Source organism: Sorangium sp. So ce327 (genome assembly GCF_051530205.1).
GTDB lineage: Bacteria > Myxococcota_A > Polyangia > Polyangiales > Polyangiaceae > Sorangium > Sorangium cellulosum_B.
The window spans coordinates 11100992-11123149 of sequence record NZ_CP150330.1 but is presented as its reverse complement, the minus strand read 5'-3'; the positions used below and the strand labels follow the sequence as shown (position 1 = coordinate 11123149).

The window sequence follows — 22158 nt, the reverse complement described above, 5'->3', positions numbered from 1 at the left end:
GCGGCGCCGGCGGCGCGCCCTCACGCCGTGTCGCTGCGCGACTCGCTCGCGATCTCCTGCGAAGCAGGCCCGGCGTCGTCGTCTACCGGCCCCTGGGCCTCGTGGTAGTGGTGCGCGAACGAGCGCGCCGCGCGGCGCGCCTTCAGGAACTCCGCGAACGCCGTCAGCGTGTCGAGATCCCGCGGACCGAGCGCCTCGGCGATGTCGCGGAGGTTCTTGCGCAGGCTCTCCACGCTCTTGCCGCGGCGGGGCTCTCGCGTCTCCTCGCGCTCGCGCGCCGGCGGCTCCACCGCAGGGACCGCCGGGACGATCGGCTCCGGACGAGACGGCACCTCCGGCACCCAGAGCGGGCGAGGGACCGGGTTCAGCGCATGGGCGCTGAGCCACGCCTCCATGAAGATCCGCAGCCGCTCGCTGCGGAACGCGAACCAGCGCTCCCGCTCCGGACCGTAGGACATCAACACATCCTTGAAGCGACGGAACGCGCCCTTGCCATCGATCGCCTGGCTGAGCTTCGCCTGGAGATCCATGTCTTCCACCATCGGGATGTAGCGCTCCATCCACCGGTACTGCTCGCGCGAGCTCACGGGATCGATCCGGAGGTAGTTCGCGTCTGCCGCGATGCGCGCGTGCATCTGCGGATCCGCCACGCCGTCGACCACCCGCAGCACGTCGCCCGTGCCGAGGTGCAGGTACGAGTGCACCTCTGGGGCGTTGTTCTCGAAGGCGTCCTCCAGCGCCTCCCAGTCGATCGGGATGTCGCGAACGGCCGTCCCGCCGGCTGAAGCATTCTCGGTAGTCGGCATGTCCTCCTCGTCTCCATCGAAAGCAGCGAGGCGGCGGTGGGCTGGCCGCGCGCCTCGGTTCAAGTGCACCAAGTTTGAACGGAAATGCGCCGTCGTCATAGCACTCTACGCTGGTTGGGGGCTTCTGGGCCTAACTCTCGCAACCTAGGGTTGATTCCTTGATCCGGAAGCCCGTTCGGCCGCCGAGCCGCGGCGCGATGACGGCTCGGGAGAGAGCTTCGGAAGACCTGGTTCAAGCGGAAAACAGCGTGGAAATTCAGGGGAATCGGCGAGTGCTCAGCTGCGCTTCGAGCGCGTGCGGGCGACGGCGTCGGCCCAGCGGTGGAGGTGGGCGGATCGAGCCGCTTCGCTCATCTCGACCTGGAAGCTCTGCCCCACACGGGACATGCGGGCCGCGTCCTCCTTCGTGAGGAAGAGGCCGGCGCCGACCCCGGCGAGCATTGCCGCGCCTCGCGCCGTCGTCTCCAGGTCGGTGGGGCGCTCGATAGCGACGTTCGCCACGTCCGCCTGGAACTGCATGAGCAGGTCGTTCGCGGCGGCGCCGCCGTCCACGCGCATCCGGCGCAGCGGGTGGCCCAGGTCGTCGGCCATGGCCCGCACGAGATCCGTCACGGAGAGCGCGATTCCCTCGAGCGTCGCGCGGGCGAGGTGCGCCGCGGTCGTGCCGCGCGTCACCCCGGAGATGATCCCGCGAGCGTCCGGATCCCAGTAGGGCGCGCCGAGGCCCGAGAGCGCCGGGACGAACGTGACGCCCTCGCTCGATGGCACGCTGCGGGCGAGCGCCTCGATCTCCGCCGCGCTCTTGATGAGGCCCAGGCCGTCGCGGAGCCACTGCACCGCCGCGCCGGCGATAAAGGCGCTTCCCTCGAGCGCAAAGACCACCTCGGAGCCGATCTTCCACCCGACGGAGGTGAGCAGGCCGAAGCGGCTCCTGAGCGGGCGATCGCCGATGTTGGTCAGCACGAACGCGCCGGTGCCATAGGTGCACTTCGCGTCGCCCGTCGCGAAGCAGGCCTGGCCGAAGAGGGCCGCCTGCTGGTCGCCCGCGACGCCGGCGATCGGGATGCCGTCGGGCAGGTGCGGGAAGCCGCGAGTCGCCGCGATGCGGCCCGCCGAGCCGACGATCTGCGGCAAGAGCGAGCGCGGGATCTGGAGCATCGCGAGCATCGCGTCGTCCCAGCTCAGCGACGCGAGGCTCATGAGCAGGGTGCGCGACGCGTTGGTGACGTCGGTCGCGTGCACCGGCGAGCCGCCGGCCGCGTCGCCCGAGAGCCGCCAGACGAGGAAGCTGTCGATGGTGCCGAAGCAGAGCTCGCCGCGCTCGGCGCGCGCGCGCGCGCCGGGCACGTTGTCCAGGAGCCACGCGAGCTTCGTGCCGCTGAAGTACGGATCGAGCACGAGGCCGGTGGTCTCCTCGACCGGCTGCTCGTGGCCCGCGGCGCGGAGCTCGGCGCAGCGCGCCGCCGTGCGGCGGTCCTGCCACACGATCGCGCGGTGGATCGGGCGCCCGGTCGCGCGCTCCCAGACGAGCGTCGTCTCGCGCTGGTTCGTGATGCCGATGGCCTTGATCGCGCTGCCGGCGACGCCCGCCGCCCTGAGCGTCTCGCCCACGGCATCCTGAACGCTCTGCCAGATCTCCTCCGGGTCGTGCTCGACGAGGCCCGGCTCCGGGAAGTGCTGGCGAAATTCGCGCGTCGCGCGGCCCAGCGTCGCGCCCGATGTATCCATGAGGAGAGACGTCGTTCCGGTGGTGCCCTGATCGATCGCGAGGAGGTACGCGGAATCCATGCGGCCGACTAACGCGGCGGCATGTGGGCGCATAGCCGTTCCAGGCGGCGCCTCCATGAGATGCAGGGCCCGGTCAGCTAATCATCCGGTCAGGTATCCATGCGACAGCCGGCGACAGCCGCCCCGGGCGGTCGAGCTCGGCGCAGGGGTTTCCTGCGGGGCGAAGGCCCATTTTGCGCGGCCCGGCACGGTCGCTCCCCGCGGCCGGCGCTGGACTTCGGCCGGAAAGATTGTCGGTCCGTGCCCGGCTGGGTAATCTGCCAGAACCGATGGCCCGCCTCATCCTGCAGACCGCCGAGGGCCAGCAGGCGATCGATCTGCGACCCGTGAACTCGCTGGGGCGCCACCCGAACAACTCCATCCAGTTGCTCGACAAGATCGTCTCCAAGGAGCACTGCATCATCGAGCAGCGGGGCGATCACTTCGTCCTGCGCGATCTGGGGAGCCTGAACGGCACGTTCATCAACAGCGAGCGTGTCCGGGGCGAAGCGCCGCTGAAGCACGGGGACGAGATCGCCCTGGGGTCGACGCGTGGGCGCTTCGACGATCCGGCCGCCCCGGTCGCGCCGCCCCTCGTCCCGGGCTGGCCGCCCGTGGTCAACCACCAGGGCGCGGCGCCGGCGCAGCCGCAGGGCCACGGGTATCCGCCGCAGCAGCCGCAGTACCAGCGCCAGCCGCCGCAGCCGCCGCTCCCGGGCACGCCGGTGGCGCCGCCGGTGACGCGGCAGCCGTACGTGCCGCCGCCGCCGCTGGGCGCCGGGCCGGGCGGGACCGCGCCGCTGCCGGGGCGCTCGGGGGCGCACGGAGGCTCGTTCGTCGCGCAGGGCACCCGCATCGACGTGAACGATCAGGCCCGGCAGATCGGGACGCAGATCGCCGCGGTCGACAAGGGGTTCTTGGCGTTCGATCGGATCGCCAACGACATGAACCAGCTGCGCGCCGACTACGAGCGGCTGCGCCTGTCGCACGAGCTGTCCCGCGAGATCGCCGCCGAGCGCGACACGACGAAGCTGCTCGAGAAGATCCTCACGAGCGTGTTCAAGTTCATCCGCGCCGACCGCGGGGTGATCTTCCTGCGCAACGAGAACGGCGAGCTCACCCCGCAGGCCATGCAGCGGCGCGACGGGACGACGGCCCCGATCAGCGTGTCGTCGACGATCCTGAACCACGTCGTCCACGAGCGGGCCGCGGTGCTGACCCACGACGCGGCGATGGACTTCGCGGCGTCGAAGGGCAAGAGCATGATCTTGAACCGGATCAGCTCGGCGATCGTCGCCCCGCTGCAGCACAACAGCGAGGTGCTCGGCGTGCTCTGGCTCGACTCGGAGACGCTCGCGCAGTTCCAGCCCAAGGACCTCGAGCTGGTGACGGCCATCGCCTACCAGGCGGCGATGTTCATCGAGATCAACATCCTCGGGAAGAAGATCGAGAACGAGATCGTCACGCGCGAGCAGCTGCGCCGGCTGCTCTCGCCGAACATCGCCGAGCGCGTGCTGAGCGGCCAGCTCGCCGTGAAGCAGGGCGGCCAGCACGTCGAGGAGTGCACCGTCTTCAACAGCGACATCCGCGGCTTCACGCGCATGGCCGAGAGCAAGCGGCCCGAGGAGCTCGTCGAGATGCTGAACCTCTACTTCGAGCGGATGGTCGACACGATCTTCCAGTTCGAAGGCACGCTCGACAAGTTCATGGGCGACGGGATCATGGCGCTCTGGGGCGCGCCGGTCGCCCACCGGGACGATGCGGTCCGCAGCGTGGAGTGCGCGCTGAAGATGGGCGAGGTGCTCGGCGAGTTCAACCGCGAGCGGCTCGAGAAGGGCGAGCTGCCGCTCGCTGTCGGCATCGGGATCCACACCGGCCCGCTCGTCGCCGGGTACATCGGGAGCTCGAAGGCGCTCAGTTACACGGTGATCGGCGACGTGGCGAACACGTCGGCGCGGCTCTGCTCCATCGCGCTGGCCGGACAGATCGTCATCAGCGAGAGCACGTACGCGCAGCTCGGGGGAAGGTTCGAGACCGAGGAGCTCCAGCCCGCCAAGGTGAAGGGCAAGGACAAGCCGGTCACGATCTACAACGTCATCCGGAGCCGGCCGATGTCGCAGGTCCCGGCGAACGCCTTCATCCACGCCGAGCCGACCAACGCCCTGCCCGAATGACCGAGGTGACGCGGCGCCTCGGCCGATCGGCCGGGGCGTGCGCGCGCGTCATCCCGTGGACGATGCAGCGCGGCAGCACAGCGCCGTAGCCGTCCGCCTGCTGCAGCGTTAGGGTCCGGGCCGTGGCTGCTTCGATCCTACCCTTTGAGAAACCTGTCGCAGAGCTCATCGAGAAGGTGCGGGAGCTGCGCGCGCTCGCCGCGGCGGACCCGCGGTTCGAGCCGGAGCTCGCCCAGCTCGAGGACAACACGGGCCGGCTGGCGCGCGAGATCTTCGCGGGCCTCACGCCGATGCAGAAGGTGCTGCTCTCGCGCCACGCGAACCGGCCGTACACGCTCGATTACATCAAGCGGCTCTTCACCGACTGGGTCGAGCTGAAGGGCGATCGGCGCTTCGCCGACGACTGCTCCATCGTGGGCGGGCTCGCGACGTACCACGGGCGGAGCGTGGTGGTGGTGGGCCACCAGAAGGGGCGCGGCGCGAAGGAGAACGTGAAGCGCAACTTCGGGATGCCGCACCCGGAGGGCTACCGGAAGGCCATCCGGCTCTACGAGATGGCCGACAGGTTCGGGCTGCCGATCCTGACGTTCATCGACACGATGGGCGCGTACCCGGGCATCGGCGCCGAGGAGCGCGGCCAGAGCGAGGCGATCGGCGCCGCGCTCGCCGCGATGGCGCGGGTCGGGGTGCCGATCGTGGCGACCGTCATCGGCGAGGGGGGCTCGGGCGGCGCGCTGGCGCTCGGCGTCGCCAACCGGGTGCTTGTGCTCGAGTTCAGCTGCTACTCGGTCATCTCGCCGGAAGGCTGCGCGGCCATCCTCTGGAAGGACGGCTCCCGCGCCGACGAGGCCGCGGCCCGGCTCAAGATCACCGCGCCGGATCTGCTGCAGCTCGGCGTCGTGGACACGATCGTCGAGGAGCCGACCGGCGGCGCGCACCAGGATCACGACGACGCCGCGGTGCGGCTCGACAAGGCGCTCTGGGCGACGCTCTCGTCGATGGACGGGCTCGGGCCGGAGGAGCTCGTCGACGATCGGTACCGCAGGTTCCGCGGGCTCGGGTCGTTCGTGGGTTAGGCGGCGCGCCGCCCCGGCTGGCTCTCCCTGAGCGCCGGGGCTATACGGCTCGCGGATGGACTACGGCAAGGCGGTGCGGATGCTGCTGCTCGTGGGCACCAGCGCCGCCGCCGGCGGCGCGGTCCTCTGGACGCAATCGAGGTTCAACGCCTCGGACCGCAGGGCGGCGCTCGGTGTCGTGCAGCAGTACCGCCCCGAGGGCGGCCGGAGCGTGCCGGAGGCGATCGGCGCGCGGCACCCGGGAAAGGCGCCCGCCTGGAGCGCCACCACCGAGTCGGCCTGCTTCCAGCACGTCCGCGTTCGCGCGACGATCGAGGGCGAGGCGCGCGCGCGGTACGACTTCCTCGTCGACATCAACGGGCCCTCGATCCACCCGGGCAACGCCGAGGGCGAGGCGATCCTCGGCGAGCTCACGCTCCGGCCGGCCGAGTCCGCCGCGGCGCCGGGGGCGCCGTGAGCGCCGCGAACGTCCGGGTCGCGCTGGTGGGCTGCGGGCGGTGGGGGGAGAAGCTCCTCCGCGCGCTGTCGGAGAACGCGCGGGCGCGCGTTGTCGCGGTGGCGGACGTCGACCGCGGCCGCCTCTCGCGGGCGCGCGCGATTGCCCCGCGGGCGCGGCTCGTGCGCACGATCGACGAGGCGCTGGCCGCGCGCGTGGACGCGGTGATCATCGCGACCCCCGCGGCGAGCCACGCCGAGCTCGCGCTGCGGGCCCTCGAGGCCGGCGCAGACGTCTTCGTGGAGAAGCCGCTGGCCCTCTCCGCCGCGCAGGCCGATCGCTGCGCTTCCCGCGCCGCGGCGCTCGGCCGGATCGGCATGGTCGGCCACCTGCTCCGCTACCACCCCTCGGTGGTGCGCCTCGTCGCGCTCGCGCGCGAGCGGCGCCTCGGCGATCTCGTGAGCTTCAGCGCGGCGCGCCTGTCGATGAGCGCCGGCGCAGCCGGCGCCGGCGGCGGGGCCCGGTCGGCGCTCTGGACGCTCGGGCCGCACGATCTCTCGTTGCTCTCGGCGCTCGACTCGAGCCCGCTCGCCGAGGCGCGGGCCCACCTCTCGCCGTGCGGCGAGCTCGTCACGCTGGAGGCGCGCCTCGAGAGCGGCCTCGCGGCGCGGATCGAGCTCTGCTCGTCGAGCCCGGCGAAGGAGCGACGGCTGCGGCTCGTCGGCAGCGCGGGCGTCGCGGTCTTCGACGACGTGCGCGCGCCCGACCGCATCGTGTTCCTGGACGCGCGCGGCGCCGCGGCGGGCGCGCCGGCCGGCGAGCGCGCCGCGCACCTCGAGCTCGCGCCGGCCGGGCGCGAGCTCGAGGTGCCGTGGCGCGAGCCGCTCTCCGTGGAGATCGATCACTTCCTCCGCTGCGTCGAGGACCGCGCGCCGCCGCTGACGCCGCTCGACGAGGGCGCCGAGGTCGTGCGGATCCTCGAGCGTGTCGAGGCGACGCTCGCCCCCGTCGATGCGCGGGTGGTCGCCGCAGGGTGACATGCGTGACCGCGGTCCGTTCCGGCCAGCCCGAGGCGCCCGGCAGGGCGCGGAGGGCGCCGGCGCGGCCGAGCCCGCGGGAGCCCTGGAAACCTCGGAGACACCGCTGAATCCGAGAAAAGCGGAGCGGCGCGCGGCCGACGCGCCGCGGCGCTTTGCAGCGCCGGATCGGCGTGGTACTGCCGTCGCCTGGAAGGGCACGATGCCGCAGGATCCGAAGCTGACTCCCACTCAGGTCAAGGCGCCGCACGGCGCGACGGTGATGGAGATCCACTGGGCCGACGGCCACCGCAGCGTCCTTCCGCACGAGCTCCTGCGCGGGTACTGCCCGTGCGCGAACTGCCAGGGGCACGGCGGCACGATCAACTTCGTGCCCGGCGGCGACCTGAACGTCCGCGAGATCGAGCAGGTCGGCAACTACGCGCTCCAGTTCACGTGGGGCGATCGGCACGACTCGGGCATCTACACCTTCCGGTACCTGCGCTCGCTCTGCCAGTGCGACGAGTGCAAGCCGCAGTTCCAGCCGCCCCGCTCTAAGTGACCACCTCCCGCCGCGCCCCCAAGCCTCAAGCTGCTCCGACGACGCGCGCCGAGCGGCAGCTCGATCCGTTCCAGATCGTCGACTCGTCCTTCGTCGCCGGCGCGGGATCGCTCGCGTCGCTCCCTCCGCCCGTCAGCGCGGAGGTGGCGTTCGCCGGGCGCTCGAACGTCGGCAAGTCGAGCCTCATCAACACGCTCGTCGAGCGCAAAGGGCTCGTCCGGACGAGCTCGAACCCAGGCTCGACGCGGCAGATCAACCTCTACGAGGCGCGGGCCCGCGACGGCGCGGTGTTCCAGCTCGTGGATCTGCCGGGGTACGGCTTCACCCGGCGCTCGAAGTCCGAGCAAGCGGCGTGGGCGTCGCTGATCGAGGGGTACCTGCGCGGGCGCGTCACGCTCGCCGCGGTGTTGCTCCTGGTCGATGGGCGGCGGGGCCTCGAGGAGGACGATCTCGAGCTCATCCGCTTCATCGAGGCGTCACGCGACGTCGCGCGACGGCCGGTGGAGCTGCTGCTCGTCGCGACGAAGGTCGACAAGGTGCAGCGCTCGTCGGTCCGTCGCGCGCTGGACCAGCTGTCCGCGGCGGCCCCGCGCATGGCGGGCGGCGGTCTTCGCCGTGCGATCGGCTTCTCGTCGATCACCGGCGAGGGCAGGCGGGATCTGTGGCTCGCGATCCGGCGCGTGACGCAGCTCGGCGGCGCGGCGCCGTCATCGAGCGGCGGCGCCGCGCGCGAGGACGATGACCAGCGGACGACCGACGGCTGACCTCGCCGAGGTGCGAGATCCGCGCAGAAACAGCGCGTCTCGCGGCGGAACAGGGCCGATGGAAGTATTGACCCGCCCTGTGGCCCTCCATTAACGTGCGGCTCCTCCGGTTCCGCGGGGGAAGTCACCAGAGCCGACTGACACGTCGCGGGGTGGTTGCAGAGCAAGACGCGCGTGCCGGCCCATGTTCTCACCGGCTGCCCCAACGATGCCCGACTACTCCGGCCAGGTCACGCACGTCCACACGGCGCTGGCGCCACTCTGGTGGATTCCGCTCCTGCCGATGCTCGGCGCGGTGATCAACGCGCTGTTTGGCCGCGCGTTGCAGCGGAGCGCGTTCGGCCGCGACGTGTCGAGGCGGCTCCACATCGGGAGCTTCGGCGTCACGCTCGTCGCCGTGGGCGCGATGCTGGGCGCCTTCGCCCTCGGGCTCGCGAGCTTCGTCCAGCTCATCGGGCTCGCTCCGGGGGAGCGCGCGCTCTACAGCTTCGCCTGGCAGATGGTCCGCATCGGATCGCTCGACGCGAACTTCGCGTTCGTGATGGATCCGCTGAGCTGCCTCATGACGCTGATCATCACCGGCGTCGGCACGCTCATCCATGTTTACGCCGCCTCGTACATGGAGGCCGAGCCGGCGTACTGGCGATTCTTTACCTACCTGAACCTCTTCGTCTTCTCGATGTTGCTCCTCGTCCTCGGGGACAACTTCATCGTGATGTTCTTCGGCTGGGAGGGCGTCGGCCTCTGCAGCTATCTGCTCATCGGGTTCTGGTACAGCGACTACAAGAAGGCCTCTGCCGGCATGAAGGCCTTCGTCGTGAACCGGATCGGCGACTGGGGCTTCGTGTGCGGCCTCGCGCTCCTCTTCTGGGGTCTCGGCGCCAGGTGGCTCGACGACGGCCGGTTCCTCTCCGATTACCGCGCGCGCTTCATCGCGGTGGCCGCGGAGGCGCGCGGCGATCACGGCGCCTCCGCCGGGGTGCAGGACGGCGCGGGCGGCAAGGCGGGCGAGCGCAGGGCGCAGCCGCTCGCGGGGGCGAAGGGATACCTCACCTTCACCGGTCATCCCGGCGCGCGCGTGTACCTCGGTATCGCCGACGCCGCTCAGCTCGCCTCGAGCCCGCGGCCGTTCGGCGTGTCCCCCTTCATCCGCAAGGAGATCGACGCCGGGGCGCACTCCGTGGTGATCGTGCCGGGCGACGGCGCCGTGATCGGGGGCGATGGCCTCGAGATCGCGGCGATCGAGCGGATGCGCGTCGAGCCGGGCAAGGAGATCGTGGTGGCGACCGTGGGCTCGACGGTCACGTTCCGCGAGATCCACGATCAGCTCGTCATCAAGGACGCGAGCGGCAAGGCGTTCCTCAAGGATGCCCTCGAGTCGAAGACGGTGTGGGGCGGCGTCGCGCTGATCACGCTGGCTTGCCTCTTCCTCTTCGTCGGCGCCGCCGGCAAGAGCGCCCAGATCCCCCTCTACGTCTGGCTGCCGGACGCGATGGCCGGCCCGACCCCCGTCTCCGCGCTGATCCACGCCGCCACCATGGTCACGGCCGGCGTTTACATGGTCGCGCGCCTCAGCTTCCTGTTCTCGCTGAGCCCGGTCGCGGGCGGCGTCATCGCGCTCATCGGGGCCTCGACGGCGCTCCTCGCAGCGACGATCGGCTTCTTTCAGTACGACATCAAGAAGGTGCTCGCCTACAGCACGGTGAGCCAGCTCGGCTTCATGTTCATCGGGGTCGGCGTCGGGGCGTACTGGGCCGCCGTGTTCCACCTGATGACACACGCCTTCTTCAAGGCGTGCCTGTTCCTCGGCTCGGGCTCGGTGATCCACGGGATGCACGCGGTGGAGCACGACGAGGCCGCGGCCCAGGACATGCGCAACATGGGCGGCCTCCGCCGCGTCATGCCGCTCACGGCGCGGACGTACCAGGCGGCGTGCCTCGCCATCACCGCCGCGCCCATCCCGTTCTTCGCAGGCTTCTGGTCCAAGGACGAGATCCTCTGGAAGGCGTTCGGCACCGAGAACACCGGCCCGATCCCGGGGCTGCTCCTCTATGCGATGGGCCTCGCGGCGGCGCTCGGCACCTCGTTCTACATGTGGCGGAGCTACTTCCTGACGTTCGAGGGACCCCACGCCCGCAAGGAGATCGAGACCAAAGTCCATGAGTCGCCGCCGGCGATCACCTGGGTGCTCGCGGTGCTGGCCGTCCTGTCGGCGTTCGCGGGCGTCGTGTTCGGCTTCTCCAGCCACTTCGTCGGCGGCCACGGCGAGCCCCTGCTGGAGGCGTGGCTCCATCCGGTGTTCGCCCACGCCGACGTCTCGTTCCGGCGCCACGGGCTGGGGCTCGAGCTCGCGCTCATGGCGCTCTCCGTCGGCGGCGCGGTCGTCGCCTTCTCGCGCGCGCGCGCCCGCTACGGCGCGCGTCGCTCCGCGCGCTGGGCCGAGGAAGAGCGGCGGCTCCCGGGCTTCCAGCTCCTCTCGAACAAGTACTACGTCGACGAGATCTACGACGCGACTGTGGTGCGCGCCGCCCTCTCGCTGCGCCTCTTCTTCGCCGAGATGGACCGCTGGATCGTCGACGGCATCGTCAACGGGGTCGCGGTCCTGGCCCGGGCCGCCGCCTGGGTCACGGGCGCCATCGATCGGTACCTCGTCGACGGCGTCGTGAACCTCGTCGCCGAGGGCACGCTGAGCGCCGGGGCGAAGCTCCGCTCTCTGCAGACCGGGCGCATCCAGAGCTACGTCTATTTCCTCCTGGGCGGCGTCGCCTTGTTCAGCATCGTTCATTACTTCCTGCGGTGAACGGCCGATGTCGAACCTCTCCCTCGTCAGCATGCGCCGTGGATTCGCCCTCGCGAGATCGGCCAGGTCCACCTCGATGAAGCTCCTGATCCCCCTCCTTGTCGCGCTCTCCGTCGTGCTCGGGGCGGCGCCGCCGGCGCTGGCGCAGGCGCTCGAAGCGCCGAGGGCGCCCGGGCCGCGCGGCCAGATCGCGCTGCGCGCGGAGCCGCCCGGCGCGCCTGTCGAGCTCGCCGCGAACGGGCCGGATCACGTCGGCTCGTTCACGATCGAGAACCAGGGCGACGGCCCCTTGAAGGTGACGCGGGTGATCGTGCGGACGTCCCCCGAGGACCCGCGCGTCCCGCCGGGCGTCAGCGTGGAGCTCGAGGGTGGCGGCGCCGCGGCGACCCTCCCGCCGGGCGCGAGCCGGAAGGTCGTGGTCCGGTGGAAGACCGCGGGCGTGCGCGCGCGGGAGCTCTACGGGCACGTCGTCGTCGAGTCCGACGCTGTGGCGGCCGGCGCGGCTGCGCCGGGGCGGACCGTCGCGATGGGCATCCACGCGGAGCGCGGGAGCAGCCTTGGCTTCGTCGGCGACCACATCCTCTCCATCCTGACGTTCCTGCCGCTGCTCGGCGTGGTCGCGGTCTTCCTCGCGCACCTCCTGCGTTACCGGGACGACAGGAAGCTCCGGCTGATGACCGTCGTGCTGATGGGCGTGAACCTCGTGCTCGCGGCGTGGCTCTACGCGCAGTTCGACCGGGGCTTCACCAGGGCCGACGGGAACGACGGCTACCAGTTCATCGAGCACGGCGTGTGGATCCGCTCGCTGAACGTCGAGTACTTCGTCGGCGTCGACGGCGTGTCGATCTCGATGGTCCTGCTCACGGCGCTGATCTCGTTCGTGGGCGCCCTCGCGAGCTACAGCGTCCACGACCAGCTCAAGGGCTACTTCGCGATGTACAACCTCCTCGTCACGGGGATGTTCGGCGTCTTCATCGCGCTCGACCTGTTCCTCTTCTTCGTCTTCTGGGAGGTGATGCTCCTGCCGATGTACTTCCTCATCGGCATCTGGGGCGGACCGCGGCGCGAGTACGCGGCGATCAAGTTCTTCCTCTACACGCTGGCCGGCAGCGTCTTCATGCTGCTCGCGTTCATCTGGTTCTACCTGAACGCCGGCCACACCTACCTGGTCGACGGCCAGGCCACCGAGCGCATCTTCTCGATCCCGGAGCTCTCGCGGGTCGCCTGGGCGGCGCAGGGGCTCACGATCCTCGGCGTCGCCGCGGTGAAGGTGGTCTGGATCTGGCTCTTCGTCGGGTTCGCCATCAAGATCCCGATGTTCCCGTTCCACACCTGGCTGCCGGACGCCCACGTGGAGGCGCCGACCGCGATCAGCGTGATCCTCGCGGGGGTGCTCCTCAAGATGGGCACCTACGGCATCCTCCGCATCAACTTCACCCTGCTGCCCGAGGCGACGCAGTGGGCCGCGCCGGCCATGGCGGTGTTCGGGGTGGTGAACATCCTCTATGGCGCCTTCTGCGCCATGGCGCAGAGCGACCTGAAGAAGCTCGTGGCCTACTCCTCCGTCAGCCACATGGGCTTCACGCTGCTGGCGCTCGGCGCGATGACGCCGCAGGGCATCCAGGCCTGCCTCGTCCAGATGTTCAACCACGGCCTGATCACCGGGATGCTCTTCACCCTGGTCGGCGTGGTCTACGACCGCGTGCACACGCGCGACATCGACAGGTTCGGCGGCCTCGCCTCGGAGATGCCGCTCTACACCGCCCTCGTCGGCTTCGCGTTCATGGCGTCGCTCGGCCTGCCCGGCCTGTCCGGCTTCTGGGGGGAGGCGATGACGTTCATCGGCGCCTTCCCGCGCTACCGCGCCCTCACGATCCTCGCCGCCGTCGGCGTGATCCTCACCGCGGCCTACCACCTCTGGGCCCTCCAGCGGATGTTCCTCGGCACGTTCCGCGCGTCGTGGCGGCAGAGCAAGTACCTCGAGCCGTTCGGCGGGAAGTTCCCGGAGATCAGCGGGCGAGAGCTCGCGTCGATCGCGCCGCTCGCGGCGCTGGTCCTCGTCCTCGGCTTCTGGCCGCGCCCGCTGCTCAGCCTCATCGATCGCGGGGCCCTCGACGTGCACCGCCTCGTCGACAGGCCGGGGCAGTCCCAGATCGCCGGCGCGCCGAGCGCAGACAGCGCGGGCGGCGCCGCGTACGCCCGCGCGGGCGCCCCGGAGGAGGGCGCCTCGCCGGGCCAGGGCGCCCTCGCCAGCGCCAGGTAAGCCGTGGAACCCCGCACCCTCGACAACGTGGCGAGCCTCGCCTACTTCGCGCCGGAGCTCGTCCTCATCGCGGCGGCCCTGCTGCTCGTCGTGTGGGATCTCGCGTCCCCGGCGCGCCTCAAGCTCGCCGGCCTCGTGAGCCTCAGCCTCGCGGCGCTCGCCTGCTCGGGCGGGCTGGGCGCGTACTTCCTGGCGACGGACGCCGCCCCTCGCGCGCTCTTCCACGGACTGCTCGCGTTCGATCGCTTCTCGAACCTCTTCCGCGTGATCTTCGCGCTCGTCACCGGGGCGATCGTCCTCTTCGCGGTGCCCCCGCGGGCCCCCGGGATCGAGCCCGAGCTCCGCCGCGACTCGGGCGAGCTCTTCACGCTGATCCTCGTGCTCTCGCTGGGCATGAACCTGATGGCGGCGAGCCGCCATCTGCTGCTCATCTACCTGTCGCTCGAGCTCGTCAGCGTCATCAGCTTCGTGCTGGCGGGCTTCAAGATCAACGACGCGAAATCGAGCGAGGCGGCGCTGAAGTACGTCATCTTCGGCGGCGTCGCGTCGGGGATCATGCTCTACGGGATGAGCTGGATCTTCGGCATCACCGCGTCGATGCGGCTCGACGAGTGCGCGGCGCGGATCGCCGCGCTCACGGCGCAGCAGGGCAGGGTGCCGGAGGTCGTGTTCGTCGGCACGGCCTTCATGCTCGCGGGCTTCGGCTACAAGATCAGCGCCGCCCCGTTCCACATGTGGACGCCCGACGTGTACGAGGGCGCGCCGACCCCGGTGACCGCGTTCCTCTCGGTGGGGCCGAAGGCGGCCGGCTTCGCGGTGCTGATCCGCTTCTTCTCGGACGCGCTCGGCGCCGGGAGCGCGCCGCCCGGCGTCGCGACGCCGTGGCCGGTGCTGTTCGGGTGCCTCGCGATGGCGACCATGACCGTCGGCAACCTGTCGGCGCTCGAGCAGGAGAACGTGAAGCGCATGCTCGCCTACTCGAGCATCGCGCACGCGGGGTACATGCTGCTCGGCTTCTCGGTGTTCAGCGGCGCCGGCGTCGCCGCGATCGCCTTCTACATCGTCACCTACTGCTTCATGAACCTCGGCGCGTTCATGGTGGTGATGGCCGTGGCCGAGGAGAGCGGCGGAGACGAGACGTTCGCCGCCTTCCGGGGGCTCGGGCGCCGCGCCCCGCTCGTCGCCGCAGCGATGGCCGTGTTCCTCGTCTCGCTCACCGGCCTGCCCCCGACGGCGGGCTTCATCGGCAAATTCTACCTCTTCTCGGCGCTGCTCGCCGCCGGGGGCGCGTGGAGCTGGGGTATCGCGGTCGTCGGCGTGCTGAACAGCGTGATCTCGCTCTTCTATTACGCGCGCCTCCTCCGCACGATGTATCTCGACAGGAGCGATCGCACCGAGCCCACACCGGTGCGGCCGCTGCTCGGCGCGACGACGTGCGCGCTCGCGGTTCCGACCGTGCTGCTCGGGGTCTACTGGGGGCCAGTTTACGACTTCGTGGCGCGCTCGGTGACGATCCTGCGCTGAGCGCTGAGCGCTGTGCCACGGCGCCGACGCCGTCCCATCCAGCGCGCACCGGGCCGAACGCGGCGGTATCGATCTCCCCGCGATCCTTGCTAGTGTGCGCGCGCGTGGCCACGACCCAGGACGCGATCTCTCCAGAGGAACGTTTCGCGCGGGGGGTACGCCTTGTCCCGGGCGGCCTGGACATCGGCGGCAAGCTGGTCCCGCTGTACGCCGGCAGCGTGCACTACTGGCGGCTCGACCCGCAGCACTGGCGCGCTTGTCTAGAGGCCACGCGGTCGCTCGGCGTTCACCTGATCGACATCTATGTGCCGTGGGCCGTTCACGAGACCGGGCCGGGGCAGTTCGATTTCGGCCGGCTCGATCCGCGCCGCGACGTCGGCGCCTTTCTCCGCCTCGCGCACGAGCTCGGCTTTTACGTCATCGCCCGCCCGGGCCCGCACATCAACGCGGAGCTCACCTGCTTCGGCATCCCCGAGCGCGTCATCTGGGACCCGAGCTGCCAGGCCCGCTCGGCGCGGAACAACCCGGTCGTGCTCCCGATGTTGCCGTACGGGTTCCCGGTCCCGAGCTACGCGAGCAACGCATTCCACGACGAGGTCGCCCGCTATTTCAACGCACTCGCCCCGGTCCTGAAGCCGCACCTCTACCCGGACGGGCCCATCGTGCTCTTGCAGATCGACAACGAGGGCGCGCTCTACTTCCGCGACGGGGCGTACGACCAGGATTACCACCCGGACGCGATCTCCCTCTACCGCGACTTCTTGCGCGAGAAGTACCGGACGATCGAGGCGCTCCAGCGCGCTTACGCGACGAAGAGGGTGGAGCCCGCGCCGGAGGGCGACGCGACCGAGGACGCCGGCGCGGCGCTCGTGCGCGCGATCGTCCGCGAGCGCGCGCAGGCCGAGGAGGGCGATCTGCGGTTCGCCACGATCACGCCGCCTGTCGCGTTCGACGCCGAGACGCCGGCCGATCTCGCGCGCCACCTGGACTGGAGCGAGTTCCACGAGCACCTCCTCGAGACCGCCATGGGGCGCTTCGCGAGGGCGCTCTCCGCGGCGGGCGTCGACGGCCTGCCCACGATGCACAATTTCCCGATGGGACAGGACGCGACGCCGCTCAACCCGGCGCGCATCTCGCGCGTCGTGGACCTCGTCGGCCTCGACTACTACAGCGTCGCGAGCCCGAGCAGCCGGCAGATCCTCGCCCGCCGGACGAGCGAGCTCGCCGTGCGCTGCGAGGCGCTCTCGCTGCCGCCCTTCGCGTGCGAGATGGGCGCCGGCTTCCCGCCGTTCTTCCCGCCGCTCGAGGAGCGCGACAGCGTGTTCGTGATGATGGCCGCGCTCGCGTACGGGCTGCGCGGGTACAACATCTACATGGCGGTCGAGCGCGACCGCTGGATCGGCGCGCCGATCGATCCGCGCGGCCGCCCTCGCCCCTTCGCCGCCTTCTGGCGGAAGCTCTCCGCGGCCCTCGAGGCCACGAGGTTCCACGAGCTCCGCCGCCCGGCGCCGGTGCGCATCGTCACGCCGCGCACGGAGCGCCGGCTCTCCCGCGTGATGCACGCCTTCGGCCCGCTCACCGGGGCGTTCTTCTCGATCATGAACTTCGGCGCCCGCGATCGCTGCCTCGAGGACGACCTCGGGCTCGGTTACCCGCTCGCGGTGGAGTCCGACACGTTCGTGCGTGCGTTCGAGGAGGCGCTCGACGCGCGCGGCGTCCCCTACGCCCACGTCGGCGGCGAGGATCGCGACATCTCGCTCGTCGGGGCGCGCTGGGTCATCTGCGCCACCTCGGGCGGCCTGAGCCCGGAGCTGTTCGCGTGGCTGGAGGCGACGTCCCGGCAGGGGACGCTGATCACGCTCGGCCCCCGCGAGCCCACCTTCGACGGCGCCTTCCGCCAGCTGCCGCGGCCCTACGATCTGAAGCGGCTCCTCGCCCCCGGACAGAACCTGCCGGCGCTCCTCCAGGACGACCCCGCCGCGGCCGACGCCGCGGTGTCTCGCGCCATCGACGCGCTCGGCCTGCCGGCCTTCGCGTGTGATCCCGACAGTGTCTTCGCGACGCTGCACGAGGATGCGTCGGGCACGCCGCGGGTGCTCTTCTTGCTGAACCCCGGAGACGCGGACGTGGTGGCGCGCGTCACCGTGAGCGCCCAGCGCGCGCGCGATGTGCTGGACGACGCGCACTTCGAGGCGCGGCGCGGGGCGCTCGAGGTGCGGCTCGTGCCTCGCTCCGTGCGGATGCTCGCGCTGGAATAGCCCCGCCGCCGGGCGCTACGCCGTGACGGCCAGCGAGGCCAGGCAGCGCTGGCCCGCCCGCTCGCCTCCTGACCTGGCGTGCCCCTCGATCAGCGCTCGAACCGCAGCGAGTTGCCCTCTGCGTCGCGGAAGCGACCCATGCCGATCATGAGGATGTCGATCAGCGACCAGATGCCGAGCCCGCCGCACGTCAAGAGCTTCGCTATGCCGAGCCCGGTCTGTCCCAGATAAAAGCGATCTACGCCAAAGTAGCCGAGGAAATAGGAGAGCAAGAACAGCGTGGACTGGCTCTTGGTCGGGTGACCGACGGGCGCGTCGCGCCTGAGCACGAGCCCCTGGGCGTCTCGCATCGAGCCGGTGCCGATCAGGATCGTGTCGATGAGGCTCCAGAAGCCGAGTCCACCACACGTGAACAGCTTGAGGAGCCCGAGCCCCGTCTGGCCCAGGTAGAAGCGATCGACGCCGAAGGTCCCGAGAAACACGGCGAGCATGAAGGCTGTCGCCTGGTCCTTGTCGGAATAGGCCTGCGCCGGGGCGCCGTGCGGCGGTCCACCGCCGTGAGCCGGCGGCGGGCCCCAGCCGCCTCCGGGAGGCGCGCCATAGCCGCCGGGGGGCGCGCCCCATCCTGCGCCAGGCGGCGGGTATCCTCCGCCCGGCGGTGGGTATCCGCCCGGCGGCGGGTATCCGCCCGCCGAGGACGCGCCGCCACCGCCGCCCGGCGCCACGCCTTGGCCGCCGGGCGGGCTCGACCCCCAGCCGCCATTTCCCCAGCCTCCGCCTGCGTTGCCCCAGCCTCCGCCGCCGGGCGGAACTCCGCCTCCGCTGTTGCTCATCCTCGTTCCCTCCAGCTGATGCGGCTGTGGAGGCGGCCGTGCGCCCCGCGGTCGTCAGCCGAGCCTGACTGTATCCTGGAACCGAGGCGCCGCGCTTGCGCAACGCGGAAATCGCTGGTGGTTGCCGGAGGCCCACCCTACCTTGGCCCACGATGGGCCGCTGAGCGCGGCGCAGGAGCGAGCGCACCCGGCGATGCAGCAAGATTTTCAGTCCGATCGGTGGCTGTCGTTCGCCCTCCGGGCGGGGCTCATCGCTCTGTTCTTCTGGATGGTGAAGGGGCTGCTCGTCCCCGTCCTGCTCGGCGGTCTGGTCGCGCTCCTCGTCTCCCCGCTCCAGCGCCGCCTCGCGCCTCGACTCGGCCGCTTCCGCCCCTTCGCGCCCGCGATCTCGACGGCGGGCGTGATCATCCTCGTGTGCATCCCGCTCGCGGTGATCATCATCGAGGCCTCCGCCTCGATAAGCCGCTTCTTCGCGCGGGATTGGTCGAACACGATCGAGCGGGTCGAAGGCCTCCTGAACGACGGGAGGATAACGGGGCTCCTCAACAGGGCTGGCCTGTCCGGGGACGATGTCCGCACGTACGTGAGCAACCTGTTCGAGCGGGTGGGCAGCTCGATCGCCGGCTTCGCGGGGGGCATGGTCGCCGCGGTGCCGCAGACGATCGTCGACGCCTTCCTGTTCGTCGTCGCGCTCTACTACCTGCTCCGCGACGGAGGCCTGCTGCTGCGCTGGCTGCTCACGCAGTCGCCGTTCAGGAACGAGGAGACGGACGTCCTCTTCGCGTCGATCCAGGACACGGTGCACGGCGCCGTCCTCGGCCTGCTCGCGACGGCGGCCGTCCAGGGGACGCTGACGACGATCGCGCTGTTCGCCTGCAAGGTGCCGGGCGCGTTCCTGTTCGGCCTCCTGGCCACGCTGCTCTCGCTCGTCCCCATGATCGGCACCACGCCGGTCACGCTGGGGGCGGCCATCTACCTGTTCGTCGTCGGGCGCATCGGGGCGGGCATCGGGATGTGCGCCGCGGCGGTCCTCATCGGGCTCTCGGACAACGTGATCCGGCCGTGGGTCCAGAGCTCGCACGGCGGGATGCACCCGCTCATCGCGCTCCTCGCCATCTTCGGCGGGCTCGAGCTGTTCGGCGCGGCGGGGATCTTCATCGGCCCGGTCGTCGCCGCGATCGTCCTCTGGGCGGTCGACACGCGCGCGGGCATCTCCAGCTCGGGCCTCCCGCTGGGCCCGCACACGTCGCAGCCGCCACCCTCGCTGACGTCGCGACCGCCGCCGGCCTCGCGACCGCCTCCGACGTCGCGACCGCCGGCGTGACGCGTCGGCGCGCCGGAGCGCCGCGAGAGGCGCGGCCCGCGCCCTAGAGGGAGGCGCTCACGGCGACAGGCCGTAGCCGCGGGCGAGGGTGAGGGAGAGGAGGTTGCACGCCGCGTGGAACACGAGCGGCGCCCCGATGCCGCCTGTGCGCGCCCGCAGCCATCCGAAGAGGAGCGCGGGGAAGAAGACGGCGAGCCGGGCCGGGTGCTGGATCGTGAGCACGTGGCCGATCGCGAAGATCGCCGACGAGAGGAGCCACGCCGGGCCGAGCGTCGCGCCGGCGACGCGGAATCGCGGCGGGAAGACGCGGTCGAGGGCGCTCTGGAGGTAGCCCCGGAAGAACGCCTCCTCGGGCAGCGCGACCACGAGCAGCTGCGCGGCGATCTCGTCGGCGAGCGAGGGCGGCGGGCGCAGCACGAACGGCGAGGTCGCGCCCCAGTAGAGCCGGTAGCCCAGCCAGAAGAGCGGGAAGACGATCGCGGCGACCAGCGTCGCCCAGGCGACGGCGTGGAGCGCGGCGCGGGCGAGGCGCCTCGCCGACAGCGGCACGGGCTCCAGGAGCCCTCCGAGGGACAGGCCGTGGGCGCGGATCGTCGACTCGTCGTACCTCAGCACGAGCCAGGACGTCGCCGCGAAGAACGTGAGGCCGACGAGCGTGCCGGCGTAGCTCTTCGGCGCGGCGTAGGACACCGCCGTCACGGCGGCGGTCGTGATGCCAGCGGCGAGGAGCGCGCGCGCCGCGGTCGGCTCGGGCGGCCGCGGGCGCTCGCGCTCACCGGCGCTCGCATGCGCGGCGTTCGCGTCTGCCGGCGCGCCAGGTGTCTCGTCGCCGGCAGGTGCGCGGGCGTCTCGGCTCGGTTCGATGGGTGTGGGCGGCTGCAAGGCGTGTTCGTCGCGGAGGGGAGCGCGCGGTGCGGGGGCTTACGCGGGGATCGCGGCGACCCGGGGTCGCGGCCGCGCGCGCTCAGCCTAGCCGCCACGATGTCCCTCCGCGATGGTCAGCGCTCGGGGCGGCGCGATTCAGGTGCTGCACACGGGTCCAGCCACCGCCCATTTTCTAGCCTTCCAGCCCGGCCACGTTAGAGTGCGGCCGCTGTGGCGTTTTCCCGACTTCGCTGTCTGATGAAGCCGTTGGCCTGCGCGCTGCTTGCGTCCGTCGCGACGCTCGGTCCGGCGCCCGTGTCGGCCGCGTCGCCGTTCCTCATGACGCCGGCGGCGAGCGTCGCCGAGGCGTCTCCGGCGTACCGCTACGCCAACATGACGAACGAAGAGGCGCTGGCGGAGCTGGATCGCCGGAAGATCCTGTACCTCAAGGTCGACCACGCGCCCGGGGTGCGCGCTCCGATCCGGCTCACGGGTCGTCTGAACGGCGTGAACTTTCATTCGGTGCTCCCGCCCGAGCAGCGCGTGACGAGCATGTTCGAGATCCTGGACGCGCGCCTCGCGCTCGCCCTCGACGATTTCGCGGCCGTGCTCTCGAGGCACGATATCGACGAGGTCGTCCATTACACGATGTATCGACCCAACGTGCCGATGCGCGGCCGCGAGGGCGTGGACGGCGACGGAGAGCACGGGCACCCGATCGCTCATGCCAAGGCCGCTGACCGCGCGGTGCAACAGGCAGAGGCCGCGGACGGCGCTGCCCGCGAGGAATCGACGAGGCAGGCCTCGCCGGTCGAGCCTGCGCCGCCGGTGGAGCTCGGCAAGAAGGGCGCGCTCGATGCGACGTCCAAGGCACCTGAGGAGCGGCCGCGACGCCTGAAGGAGAAGGGGTCGGCGGAGGCGGCGCCGAAGGAGAAGGGGGCCGCGGAGGCCGCGCCGAAGGCGAGGGCCGCAGCGGAGGCCGGGCCGAAGCAGAAGGGTGTGGCGGAGGCCGGGCCGAAGGCGAGGGCCGCAGCGGGGGCCGCGCTGCAGGAGAAGGCCGCAGCGGGGGCCGCTCCGAAGGAGAAGGCCGCAGCGGGGGCCGCGCCGCAGGAGAAGGGCGCCTTGGAAGCCGATCCTGGCGCCGCTTCCAAGGCTCCTGGCCAGCGGACGCGGACGATCGCTGCGCGCAGCGGGCCGGCCAAGAAGGACGCCGGCAAGGTCGGAGCGCGCCGCGCTGCTCGGCGCAAAGCCGCGGGGCCGACCCGGGCGACGACGTCTCCGGTCAAGCACCGTGGCGACGTCGCGCTGCGCAGCGATGCAGCGCAGAAGCCCCGCGGCACGTGGGCTCCGCCGGGCACGCGGCACCCCGCCGGCCTGGCCATCGACGTCGGCGCCCTCAAGAAGCGCGACGGCACCTGGATCAGCGTCGCGCGCCACTTCCACGGCCGCATCGGGGACAAGACCTGCGGTGAGGGGGCGCCCCAGCCCGAGCTCCCCGAGGCGCGCGAGCTCCGGTCCATCGTGTGCGAAGCGGCGGACCTCGGGATTTTTACATACGTGCTGACGCCCAATTTCAATGCGGCGCACGTCGACCATTACCATATGGAGATCAAGCCGGGCGTCCGGTGGTTCCTCTATCACTGAGCGAAGGCCTCGCGCCCCCTGTGCAGCCCTGAACGGCTCGCAGCGCC

At 71.3% G+C, this 22158-nt stretch carries 16 protein-coding genes; 12 read left to right on the top strand and 4 right to left on the bottom strand.

Annotation, left to right across the window (positions count from 1 at the left end; genetic code table 11):
* Positions 1-20 precede the first annotated feature (20 nt).
* Together WME95_RS41715 and glpK are read right to left on the bottom strand one after the other, a co-directional pair.
* Positions 21-806 (bottom strand): UPF0158 family protein, encoded by a 786-nt coding sequence (locus WME95_RS41715; RefSeq protein WP_437545893.1) that lies wholly within the window; start codon positions 804-806, stop codon positions 21-23.
* Positions 807-1082: 276 nt separating this feature from the next.
* Positions 1083-2627 (bottom strand): glycerol kinase GlpK, encoded by a 1545-nt coding sequence (gene glpK, locus WME95_RS41710; RefSeq protein ID WP_437904809.1) that lies wholly within the window; start codon positions 2625-2627, stop codon positions 1083-1085.
* Between the two features lie 236 nt (positions 2628-2863).
* Between glpK and WME95_RS41705 the strand changes: the two genes are divergently transcribed.
* The 10 genes from WME95_RS41705 (at position 2864) to WME95_RS41660 (ending at position 17446) form a co-directional block, all read left to right on the top strand.
* Positions 2864-4747, top strand: a complete 1884-nt coding sequence (locus WME95_RS41705; protein ID WP_437545890.1) for an adenylate/guanylate cyclase domain-containing protein — start codon at positions 2864-2866, stop codon at positions 4745-4747.
* 122 nt (positions 4748-4869) lie between these two features.
* The gene (locus tag WME95_RS41700; protein ID WP_437711984.1) at positions 4870-5823 is read left to right on the top strand and encodes an acetyl-CoA carboxylase carboxyltransferase subunit alpha; all 954 of its coding nucleotides are present in this window, start codon (positions 4870-4872) and stop codon (positions 5821-5823) included.
* A 55-nt stretch (positions 5824-5878) separates the two neighbouring features.
* Positions 5879-6280, top strand: coding sequence for a hypothetical protein (locus tag WME95_RS41695; protein WP_437545886.1), 402 nt, complete (start codon positions 5879-5881; stop codon positions 6278-6280).
* On the top strand, positions 6277-7296 hold the full coding sequence (locus WME95_RS41690; RefSeq protein WP_437904808.1) for a Gfo/Idh/MocA family protein: 1020 nt from the start codon (positions 6277-6279) through the stop codon (positions 7294-7296). The genes WME95_RS41695 and WME95_RS41690 overlap by 4 nt, the downstream gene beginning before the upstream one ends.
* A 202-nt stretch (positions 7297-7498) precedes the next feature.
* Complete coding sequence (locus tag WME95_RS41685) at positions 7499-7837, top strand: gamma-butyrobetaine hydroxylase-like domain-containing protein (protein WP_437545883.1); 339 nt, start codon at positions 7499-7501, stop codon at positions 7835-7837.
* Complete coding sequence (gene yihA / locus WME95_RS41680; RefSeq protein ID WP_437904807.1) at positions 7834-8601, top strand: ribosome biogenesis GTP-binding protein YihA/YsxC; 768 nt, start codon at positions 7834-7836, stop codon at positions 8599-8601. The genes WME95_RS41685 and yihA overlap by 4 nt, the downstream gene beginning before the upstream one ends.
* 208 nt (positions 8602-8809) lie before the next feature.
* Complete coding sequence (locus WME95_RS41675) at positions 8810-11401, top strand: NADH-quinone oxidoreductase subunit L (RefSeq protein WP_437904806.1); 2592 nt, start codon at positions 8810-8812, stop codon at positions 11399-11401.
* A 7-nt stretch (positions 11402-11408) separates the two neighbouring features.
* Positions 11409-13664 carry a complex I subunit 4 family protein gene (locus WME95_RS41670; RefSeq protein ID WP_437904805.1) on the top strand — a complete coding sequence of 752 codons (2256 nt, stop codon included), beginning with the start codon at positions 11409-11411 and terminating at the stop codon, positions 13662-13664.
* 3 nt (positions 13665-13667) lie between these two features.
* A complete protein-coding gene (locus WME95_RS41665; RefSeq protein WP_437904804.1) occupies positions 13668-15188 on the top strand; it encodes an NADH-quinone oxidoreductase subunit N in 1521 nt (506 codons plus the stop codon).
* A 104-nt stretch (positions 15189-15292) separates the two neighbouring features.
* A complete protein-coding gene (locus WME95_RS41660) occupies positions 15293-17446 on the top strand; it encodes a beta-galactosidase (RefSeq protein ID WP_437545873.1) in 2154 nt (717 codons plus the stop codon).
* A gap of 89 nt (positions 17447-17535) precedes the next feature.
* Here WME95_RS41660 and WME95_RS41655 read toward each other — a convergent pair whose 3' ends face one another.
* On the bottom strand, positions 17536-18279 hold the full coding sequence (locus WME95_RS41655) for a TM2 domain-containing protein (protein ID WP_437904803.1): 744 nt from the start codon (positions 18277-18279) through the stop codon (positions 17536-17538).
* Positions 18280-18472: 193 nt separating this feature from the next.
* On the opposite strand from WME95_RS41655, the gene WME95_RS41650 reads away from it, so the two are divergent.
* The gene (locus tag WME95_RS41650; RefSeq protein ID WP_437904802.1) at positions 18473-19603 is read left to right on the top strand and encodes an AI-2E family transporter; all 1131 of its coding nucleotides are present in this window, start codon (positions 18473-18475) and stop codon (positions 19601-19603) included.
* A 57-nt stretch (positions 19604-19660) separates the two neighbouring features.
* On the opposite strand, the gene mrtC is transcribed toward WME95_RS41650, so the two are convergent.
* Positions 19661-20485 (bottom strand): myxosortase MrtC, encoded by an 825-nt coding sequence (gene mrtC / locus WME95_RS41645; protein ID WP_437711967.1) that lies wholly within the window; start codon positions 20483-20485, stop codon positions 19661-19663.
* 240 nt (positions 20486-20725) lie between these two features.
* Here mrtC and WME95_RS41640 point away from each other — a divergent pair, with 240 nt between their 5' ends.
* Positions 20726-22111 (top strand): extensin family protein, encoded by a 1386-nt coding sequence (locus WME95_RS41640; protein WP_437904801.1) that lies wholly within the window; start codon positions 20726-20728, stop codon positions 22109-22111.
* Positions 22112-22158 lie beyond the last annotated feature (47 nt).